This window comes from Streptomyces sp. NPDC086989 (genome assembly GCF_044745505.1).
In the GTDB taxonomy this organism is placed as follows: Bacteria; Actinomycetota; Actinomycetes; order Streptomycetales; family Streptomycetaceae; genus Streptomyces.
The window spans coordinates 1-9,198 of record NZ_JBIVAL010000019.1 but is presented as its reverse complement, the minus strand read 5'-3'; the positions used below and the strand labels follow the sequence as shown (position 1 = coordinate 9,198).

At 73.3% G+C, this 9,198-nt stretch carries 6 protein-coding genes; 2 read left to right on the top strand and 4 right to left on the bottom strand.

Features of this window, described 5'->3' with window-relative positions; genetic code table 11:
• Nucleotides 1–85 precede the first annotated feature (85 nt).
• Together ACIPK4_RS33795 and ACIPK4_RS33790 are read right to left on the bottom strand one after the other, a co-directional pair.
• Entirely contained in the window at nucleotides 86–640 is a 555-nt protein-coding gene (locus ACIPK4_RS33795; protein ID WP_402320042.1) for a hypothetical protein, read from the bottom strand.
• Between the two features lie 95 nt (nucleotides 641–735).
• Nucleotides 736–3,153, bottom strand: coding sequence for a glycoside hydrolase family 31 protein (locus ACIPK4_RS33790; protein ID WP_402320039.1), 2,418 nt, complete (start codon nucleotides 3,151–3,153; stop codon nucleotides 736–738).
• Between the two features lie 197 nt (nucleotides 3,154–3,350).
• Between ACIPK4_RS33790 and ACIPK4_RS33785 the strand changes: the two genes are divergently transcribed.
• Both ACIPK4_RS33785 and ACIPK4_RS33780 read left to right on the top strand, forming a co-directional pair.
• Nucleotides 3,351–5,333 (top strand): acetoacetate--CoA ligase, encoded by a 1,983-nt coding sequence (locus ACIPK4_RS33785; RefSeq protein ID WP_402320036.1) that lies wholly within the window; start codon nucleotides 3,351–3,353, stop codon nucleotides 5,331–5,333.
• Between the two features lie 73 nt (nucleotides 5,334–5,406).
• The gene (locus tag ACIPK4_RS33780; protein ID WP_402320033.1) at nucleotides 5,407–6,327 is read left to right on the top strand and encodes a hypothetical protein; all 921 of its coding nucleotides are present in this window, start codon (nucleotides 5,407–5,409) and stop codon (nucleotides 6,325–6,327) included.
• 87 nt (nucleotides 6,328–6,414) lie between these two features.
• Here ACIPK4_RS33780 and ptsP read toward each other — a convergent pair whose 3' ends face one another.
• Nucleotides 6,415–8,085: a phosphoenolpyruvate--protein phosphotransferase gene (gene ptsP, locus ACIPK4_RS33775; RefSeq protein ID WP_402320031.1), complete on the bottom strand. Its 1,671-nt coding sequence runs from the start codon at nucleotides 8,083–8,085 to the stop codon at nucleotides 6,415–6,417.
• A gap of 75 nt (nucleotides 8,086–8,160) precedes the next feature.
• The gene (locus ACIPK4_RS33770; RefSeq protein ID WP_402320028.1) at nucleotides 8,161–8,610 is read right to left on the bottom strand and encodes a PTS glucose transporter subunit IIA; all 450 of its coding nucleotides are present in this window, start codon (nucleotides 8,608–8,610) and stop codon (nucleotides 8,161–8,163) included.
• Nucleotides 8,611–9,198 lie beyond the last annotated feature (588 nt).

Sequence of the window (9,198 nt, the reverse complement as noted above, 5' to 3'; positions counted from 1 at the left end):
CCTGACCGGCCTGACCGGCCTGATCGGCGTGCGGCTTGACCGGCTTGACCGGCCGTGCGGCCTGACCGGACTGAGGGCCCGGTCCTCAGGCCGTCGGTGTGAGGACGAGCTCCGCCGTCGTCACCAGCGCCACCGCCACGGCCGCCGTCACCGCCAGGCCGCGCGTCCACAGCGCCCGCAGCGGCACCGGGCGCGCCCGCAGGTACCCACCCGCCGCCATCGGCAGCAGCGCACTGGCCGCCGTACCCGCCCAGACCACCCCCGGCCCGGGAGCCGCCGCCACGTGCCCGCTCAGCCACGCGTGGGCCAGCAGGGCCGGAGGCGCCGACACCGGCACCGTCAGCACGAGAGCCGCCACCGGCTCCGGCCACGCCGTCAGACGAGCCGTCAGCCGCCCCAGCACCGCCAGGGGTTTGACGAGCAGCAGCCCGTGCAGGAAGCCGACCGCCACCGCGGCGACCGACCCGACCCCGAACACGACCAGGGCTCCGGCCCCCGGCGCCGGATGCGCCGCAACGAGCAGTCCCCAGGCCATCAGCCACTGGCAGGCGCCCACGGCCTCGGCCCCCGGCGCCACGTCCCATCGGCGCGGACCGCGCGACGCCGCCCGCACGGACGCGCCCCGGTCCACCGGGCTCACCCACACCACCACAGACCCCCTGCTCGAACGGCTCCCGGCAGGAGCATGCTCCCGCGCCGCTCTGGAGCCCGGCTGGGGCGTGATCCGGCCAGGCCCTAGATCCGGTCCGGAAGCCGGCCCGGGGCCCGTTCCGGGAGGCCGGGGCCCGGCCCGGCGCCGAGGCCCCGGACCTCCACCCCCTGCACCGGCTCGCCCGCCTCGTTCTCCACCACCACCGCGTCCTCCACCCACCGCACCGTGTACCGCTCGACCGCGCCCGCCCCGAACCCCGGTCCCGGGTCCCGGATCACCAGCCCGCCGCCCGTACGCCCCCGCGCCGGAGCCCACGCCTCCAGGGACACCCCCTCCCCGCCCGGCCCCCGCACCGGCAGCACCGCCCCCGCCCGGGCCAGTACCGGGATCCGGTCCGGCGGGGCGTCCAGCAGGATCTGGCCGGGTCCCTCGTACGCCGTCCCGGTCGCGGTGTCGTACCACCGGCCGCGCGGCAGCCGGACGGCCCGCCGGTCCGCCCCGCACTCCAGCACCGGCGCCACCAGCAGCGCATCGCCGAGCAGGAACGCGTCCTCGCAGTCCCGCAGCGCCCGGTCCTCCGGCGCACCCCACCACAGCGGCCGCACGTACGGCGCCCCCGTCCGCCGCGCCAGCTGGGCCAGCGTCAGGAAGTACGGCCGCAGCCGCTCCCGCTCCGCCAGCACGCCCCGCGCCGCCTCCTCCGCCTCCGGCCCGAACTCCCACGGCTCCCGCCGCCCGGCCCAGATCGCCGAGTGGGTCCGGAACAGCGGGAGGTACGACCCCAGCTGGAGCCAGCGCAGATACAGCTCCGGCGAGGGCGAGCCCCCGAAACCGCCGACGTCCGGACCCGAGTACGGCACCCCGCACAGGCCGAGCCCCAGCACCAGCGACAGCGAGGCCCGCAGCCCCTCCCAGCCGGTCTCCACGTCCCCGGACCAGGTGCCCCCGTACCTCTGCATCCCCGCCCACCCCGACCGGGAGAACAGGAACGGCCGCTCCGCCGGCCGCAGCCGGACCAGCCCCTCCCAGCCCGCCCGCGCCATCCCGAGCGCGTACACGTTGTGCGCGGCCCGGTGGTCCCCGCCCGCGCCGTCCATGGAGTGCCGCGCCGAGCGGGGCAGCGTCATGTCTCCGAACGGCGCGAAGGACACCGGCTCGTTCATGTCGTGCCACACCCCCGCGAAGCCCTGCTCCAGCCGCTCCGCGTACAGCCCGCCCCACCAGGCGCGCACCGCCGGATCCGTGAAGTCCGGGTACACGCACTCGCCGGGCCACACCTCGCCCCGCACCTCCTGCCCCCGCGCGTCCCGTACGAAGGCCCCGCCCGCCCCCACCGCACGGCCCGACTCGTGGACCGCGTCGCCCGCCTTCACCGCCGGGTCGACGATCGAGACGAGCCGCACGCCCTGCTCGGCCAGCTCCCGCGCCAGCCCCGGCAGATCCGGGAACCGCTCCCCGTCCACCGTGAACACACGGTGCCCGTCGTAGTGGTCGATGTCGAGGTGGACCGCCGACAGCGCAAGCCCGCGCGCGGTGTAGCCGGCCACCACCCGCCGCACCTCCTGCGCGCTCCCGAACCCCCACCGCGCGTGCTGGTACCCCAGCGCCCACTCGGGCGGCACGGCCGCCCCGCCGGTCAGTCCCGACCAGCCCTGCAGCACCCGGGCCGGCGTCCCCACCAGCACCCAGCACCGCAGCGGCCCGCCCTCCATGCGCAGCTCGCTCGTCCCCGGCCGGTCCGCCCCCGACCCGGCGCCCTCCTCGCCCTCGCGCAGCGCCACCCGGCCGTCCCAGGAGTTGTCGTGGAACACCAGGTGCGTTCCGGCGTCCGCCACCACCATCTGCACCGGCATCGTGATGTAAAGGGGGTCGTCACCCGGACCGAAGCCGCCCTTGGGGTCCGTGTTCCACAGCCGGTACACCCCGTCCCGCAGCCGCGGCCCGGCGGCCCGCCCGCCCAGCCCGAAGAACCGGGCGTCCGCCGGCACCTCGGCCCGCTGGAGCCACCGCGCCTCGACCGGCTCCCCGGTGGCCGGCTCCGCGGGTTCCCACCAGCGCGGCGGCAGCTCCCGGCGCAGCACCGTCCCGCCCGGCGTCCGCACCTCCACCGCCCCGTGCCGGGACACCGCCACCGTCACCCGCTCCGACACCACCCGCCAGCCGCCGCCGGTGTCCGGTTCCAGCACGGCCCGCGGGTCGGGCTCCGGGCCGTCGCCGACCAACGCGTACGAGGGCGTGGGCCCGGCCCCGTCCCAGCCCCAGAACACCGCGCCGCCCGCCGTGACCCGTACGAGCAGCTCCGAGCGGGTGAACCGCAGCACGCCCCCGCCCGGCCGCGGCTGCGTACCGGTCAGCAGGCCCGGCACGCGGGCCCGCTCCGCGCCCCGGCGCGGGAGCCCCACCGCGTCCGCGCGCCGGTTGCGCCAGGCCGAGCGCCACGCGCGCCGCCCGCGCTCCGTACCGAGCTCTGTCACCGCACGCACCAGATCACGACCGTTCATGCCGCTCACCCTGCCACCGGCCGCCCCCCGAGCGGGCACCGTTCAACTTCCGTTCACTCGTCCATGAGGCCCCTGGTGCGTACGTGGATCACATGGCATGGTCCCTGTGAGCCGCCGCGCACACCCATCGCGCGAACGGCACCGCACACACCCACGCACACCATGCGCGCGCCGCAGACTTGACCGGGAGCCGACCCATGACCTCAGCCACCCAGCCGGAACCCCTCTGGTCCCCGAGCCCCGAGCGGATCGCCGCAGCCCGCATCACCGCCTTCCAGGCCTGGGCCGCGGAGCGTTTCGGAGCCCCCGCGGACGGTGGCTACCCCGCGCTGCACAGCTGGTCCGTCGACGAGCTGGACACCTTCTGGCAGGCCGTCGCCGAATGGTTCGACGTCCGGTTCACCACCCCGTACCGGTCCGTCCTCACGGACCGCTCCATGCCCGGCGCGCACTGGTTCACCGGAGCCACCCTCAACTACGCCGAGCACGCCCTGCGCGCCGGCGAGGACCCGGCGCGCGCCGAGGACGCCGCCCTCCTGTACGTCGACGAGACCCATGAGGCCACCCCCGTCACCTGGGCCGCGCTCCGCCGCCAGGTCGGCGCGCTCGCCGCCGAGCTGCGCGCCCTCGGCGTACGCCCCGGTGACCGGGTGAGCGGCTACCTCCCCAACATCCCCGAAGCCGTCACCGCGCTCCTCGCCACCGCCGCCGTCGGCGCCGTGTGGACCTCCTGCGCCCCCGACTTCGGCGCCCGCAGCGTCCTCGACCGCTTCCAGCAGGTCGAGCCCGTGGTCCTGTTCACCGTCGACGGCTACCGCTACGGCGGCAAGGAGCACGACCGCCGCGACACCGTCGCCGAACTGCGCGCCGAGCTCCCCTCGCTGCGCGCCGTCGTCCACATCCCGCTGCTCGGCACTCCGGCCCCGGAAGGCGCCCTGGCCTGGGCCGACCTCACGTCCGGCGACGTCGAGCCGGTCTTCGAGCCGGTCCCGTTCGACCACCCCCTCTGGGTGCTCTACTCCTCCGGTACGACGGGCCTGCCCAAGGCGATCGTGCAGTCCCAGGGCGGCATCCTCCTGGAGCACCTCAAGCAGCTCGGCCTGCACTGCGACCTCGGCCCCGAGGACCGGTTCTTCTGGTACACCTCCACCGGCTGGATGATGTGGAACTTCCTCGTCTCCGGCCTGCTCACCGGCACCACGGTCGTCCTGTACGACGGCAGCCCGGGCTACCCCGACACCGCGGCCCAGTGGCGGATCGCCGAGCGGACCGGAGCCACCCTGTACGGGACCTCCGCCGCGTACGTCATGGCCTGCCGCAAGGCCGGCGTCCACCCCGCGCGCGACTTCGACCTGTCCGCCGTGAAGTGCGTGGCCACCACGGGCTCGCCGCTGCCGCCCGACGGCTTCCGCTGGCTCCACGACGAGGTGGCGCAAGACCTGTGGATCGCCTCCGTCAGCGGCGGCACCGACGTCTGCAGCTGCTTCGCCGGCGCCGTCCCCACCCTCCCCGTCCACATCGGCGAGCTCCAGGCCGCCTGCCTCGGCACCGACCTCCAGTCCTGGGACCCGTCCGGCAAGCCGCTGACCGGGGAGGTCGGCGAGCTGGTCGTCACCAACCCGATGCCGTCCATGCCGATCCGGTTCTGGAACGACGAGGACGGCAGCCGCTACCGCGACAGCTACTTCGAGATGTTCCCCGGCGTCTGGCGCCACGGTGACTGGATCACGATCACCGACCACGGCTCCGTCGTGATCCACGGACGCTCCGACTCCACCCTGAACCGGCAGGGCGTCCGGATGGGCTCCGCCGACATCTACGAGGCCGTAGAACGCCTCCCCGAGATCAAGGAGTCCCTGGTCATCGGCCTGGAGGAACCGAACGGCGGCTACTGGATGCCACTGTTCGTCCACCTCGCGCCCGGCGCGACCCTCGACGACGACCTGCGCGGACGCATCAAGGCCACCATCCGCGAGGAGCTCTCCCCGCGCCACGTCCCCGACGAGGTCATCGAGGTCCCCGCCATCCCCCACACCCTGACGGGCAAGCGCATCGAGGTCCCGGTCAAGCGGCTCCTCCAGGGCACGCCCATGGCGAAGGCGGTCAACCCCGGCTCGGTCGACAACGTCGACCTCCTCCCCTTCTACGAGGAGCTGGGCCGCACCCGCGCCCGCGACTGAGGTCACTGTCAGTGGCATTGGTTACCGTGAGTGAGCAATCGAATGCGCTCGATCGCACCACTCAGGGGGAGCCATGCCACGGACACGCCACCACACGCGCCGCACCGCCGGCCGCACCACCCGGCGCCGCATGCTGCGCCGCGAAGTCCCCAGCACCGTAGGCCTCCTGGCCGACGCCGGGGACTTCGCGGCCATGCGCGGCTACCGCAGCTTCACCTTCGACCACCACGACGACTACACCGACTACCTCCGGCACGTCGACGGCCTGCTCCGGTCCCTCGCGGCCCAGGGGATCCACACCACCGTCGCCCTCTTCGACCCCGACGAGTACGCCGAGTTCTGCACGGAACACGGCATCGACCCGGACACCGCCGAAGGCCGCACCCGCTTCACCGCCGAACTCGCCGGCACCAGCGTCGTCCTGCCCTACACCGGCCAGCCCATCGACGAACTCGTCCCGCTCCTCGTCGACGAGGCCGTCCGCCAGGCCACCTGGGAGTACGCGACCACCCTCCTCGCCGGCGTCGGCAGCTGCGCCGACTGCGGCGAGGACATCGGCCACGCCTCCTTCGCACGGGCCACCGGCACGCTCAGCCGCCTCGTCGACGGGGCCGGCCCAGGCCACCACCACCTCGTGTGCAGCGTCCCCACCCGGGACGAACAGCTCGTCGCCGTCCTGCACGCCGAGGTCACCGCGGACCGGGACGGCCCGCCCCGCATCGAGGGCCGCGAAAGCCTCGACTTCGTGAGCGTCCTCGCCGCCGGACTCGCCCTCGGCGGCCCCGGAGGACTGGTACTGCGCAGCACCACCGAGGGCCTGCCCGACCGCGTCCACGGCTGGCGCCTGGACCGCGGACGCCTGGTCCCGCTGTCCGCGGCGTCCGTGTTCAACGCCTACTGCACGGACGCCGACACAGGGGACCCCGTGGCCCCAGAATCCGGCGTCGAATACTGCCCCGGCTACGACGTGGACGACCCCACCCCGCACCACTAGGGGGTGCCGGCCGTCCCGCCCGGCCCGAGAGACGACCGAGGGGCCCCGCCACCGGCGAAGGCCCCTCGGTCGACACCACCTGCCCGGCTACTCCCCGGACAGCACCGCCTGTGCGGCCACGCGGGCCTCCTCGGCGCTGTCCACCGCACGCGCCGCGGCCGCGGCACGCTCGCACTGCGCCAGTGTGTACTTGGCGAGCGTCGCCCGCACGTAGGGGATCGAAGCGGCACCCATCGACAGAGAGGTGACACCCAGACCCGTCAGCACGCAGGCCAGGAGCGGGTCGGAAGCGGCCTCGCCGCAGACGCCGCAGCTCTTGCCCTCCGCCCGGGCGGCCTCGGCCGACATCGCGATCAGGTCGAGCAGCGCCGGCTGCCACGGGTCCTGGAGCCGCGACACCGCACCGACCTGACGGTCCGCGGCGAACGCGTACTGGGCCAGGTCATTGGTGCCCAGCGAAAGGAACTCGACCTCCTGGAGGATCGAGCGCGCCCGCAGCGCGGCGGAGGGGATCTCCACCATCGCCCCGAACTTCGCGTTCAGCCCCGCCTCGCGGCACGCGTCCGCAAAGGCCCGCGCGTCGGCACGGTCGGCCACCATCGGCGCCATGACCTCAAGGTGGACCGGCAGCCCCTCGGCAGCCTTGGCCAGCGCGGTCAGCTGCGTGCGCAGCACGTCCGGGTGGTCCAGCAGCGACCGCAGACCGCGCACGCCCAGCGCCGGGTTCGGCTCGTCGGCCGGCGTCAGGAAGTCCAGCGGCTTGTCGGCGCCCGCGTCCAGGACGCGTACGACGACACGGCCCTCCGGGAACGCCTCCAGCACCTTGCGGTACGACTCGATCTGCTTCTCCTCGGACGGCGCCTTCTTGCTGTCGTCCAGGAACAGGAACTCGGTGCGGAACAGGCCCACGCCCTCGGCCCCGGCCTCCACGGCCGCCGGCACGTCCGCCGGACCGCCCACGTTGGCCAGCAGCGGCACCTTGTGGCCGTCAGACGTCGCTCCCGGACCGGACGAGGCCGCGAGAGCGGCCTTGCGCTCGGCGGCCGCGGCCTCCAGCTCGGCCCGCTTCTGCGGGGTCGGCTCGACGAACAGGTCGCCGGTGCTGCCGTCGACGGCGATGACCGTACCCTCGGCGATCTCCCCGGCACCCGGGAGCGCCACGATCGCCGGCACGCCCAGCGCCCGCGCGAGGATCGCGCTGTGACTGGTCGGCCCGCCCTCCTCGGTCACGAAACCGAGGACGAGCGCCGGGTCGAGCAGCGCGGTGTCGGCCGGAGCCAGGTCCCGCGCGATCAGCACGTACGGCTCGTCGCTGTCCGGCACACCCGGCATCGGCACGCCCAGCAGCCGCGCCACGATCCGGTTCCGGACGTCGTCCAGGTCGGCCACCCGGCCGGCCATGTACTCCCCGGCACCCGCGAGCAGGTCGCGGTACGAGGCGAACGCGTCGTACACCCCACGCTCCGCCGTGCTGCCGACGGCGATGCGCCGGTCGACGTCCGCCATCAGCTCGGGGTCCGTGGCGATCATCGCCTGGGCCTCCAGCACGTGCTGAGCCTCGCCACCGGCCAGCTGGCCGCGCGCGATCAGGTCGGCGGACACAGCCTCCACGGCCTTGCGGGCGCGCCCCTGTTCGCGCTCCGCCTCGTCCGCGGTGATCTGCTTGGCCGGCGGCTCCAGAACCGCCGTGCCCATGTGCCGCACCTCGCCGATCGCCACACCGTGGCTCACGCCGACGCCTCGCAGCGTTGTCTCCATTTCACCCGTCTCCGGTCGAGCGGCGGCCCCAGCCGCCGCGGTGGATGTCCGACTCGCCCTTGAGGGCGGACCAGGTCACTGCCAGCTGAAAAGGACGTCGTCGGCCTTCACGTCACCGGTCTCGACGACGTCGCCGAGGGCGTCCGCGGTCGCCTCCAGCGCCACGACGGGGCAGATCGGAGACTTGCCGGCGTCCTCGACGGCCTGCGGGTTCCAACGGATGACGGCCTGGCCACGGGTCACGGTGTCGCCCTTGTTGACGAGCAGCTCGAAGCCCTCGCCGTTGAGCTGAACGGTGTCGATCCCGAGGTGGGTGAGTACGCCGTGTCCTTCGCCATCGACGACGACGTACGCGTGCGGGTGCAGGGAGACGACCACGCCGTCGACGGGGGACACCGCCTCCGAGGGCTCACGCACGGGATCGATAGCGGTGCCCGGACCCACCATTGCGCCGGAGAACACCGGATCGGGCACTGCCGCGAGTCCGATGGCACGCCCGGCAAGTGGGGACGTCACGCTGGTCATGGGGGGCCTCCCAGGGGTGGGGCTTCTTCGTGTCGCCGTTACAACCTGCGCTGCAACGACGTACTTTCAGAAGGGTATGTCATGACACGTCCCGGTTCGCCCGACATGAACCCCCTGCTGGGAGCCCCGGCGCGCGACCGCGACGACGTAGTGGACTAGACCATACGCCTGAATCGATTTGCTTGGGCACCACGGGCCCTGTACTGTCGTGAGTCCCGCCAGGACGTGCCGCGTGAACTTCTCGCGAACAACCGATGGACGGGAATCCTCCTCTTCAGTGCAGATCTTGATCCGTGCTGCTTCTCGTATGCCTATTCGGCAAAACGGGTGAGTGGTCAGGGAGCTGGAAAAGCCCTGATAGAGTCGGAATCGCTGGAAAGGGAAAACGCGAAAGCGAAGGACCTGGAAAGCGAGCGGGACCGAATCTGATAGAGTCGGAAACGCAAGAATAAAGAACGAAAGCCCGGAGGAAAGCCCCAGTAAGTGTTACTGCGGGTGAGTACAAAGGAAGCGTCCGTTCCTTGAGAACTCAACAGCGTGCCAAAAATCAACGCCAGAAGTTGATACCCCGTCCACTTCGGTGGATGA

What these genes read in the sequence shown, in the direction of transcription:
- ACIPK4_RS33790 (WP_402320039.1), bottom strand. Translation starts at nt 3,153, where the DNA reads ATGAACGGTCGTGATCTGGTGCGTGCGGTGACAGAGCTCGGTACGGAG.
- ACIPK4_RS33785 (WP_402320036.1), top strand. Translation starts at nt 3,351, where the DNA reads ATGACCTCAGCCACCCAGCCGGAACCCCTCTGGTCCCCGAGCCCCGAG.
- ACIPK4_RS33780 (WP_402320033.1), top strand. Translation starts at nt 5,407, where the DNA reads ATGCCACGGACACGCCACCACACGCGCCGCACCGCCGGCCGCACCACC.
- ptsP (WP_402320031.1), bottom strand. Translation starts at nt 8,085, where the DNA reads ATGGAGACAACGCTGCGAGGCGTCGGCGTGAGCCACGGTGTGGCGATC.
- ACIPK4_RS33770 (WP_402320028.1), bottom strand. Translation starts at nt 8,610, where the DNA reads ATGACCAGCGTGACGTCCCCACTTGCCGGGCGTGCCATCGGACTCGCG.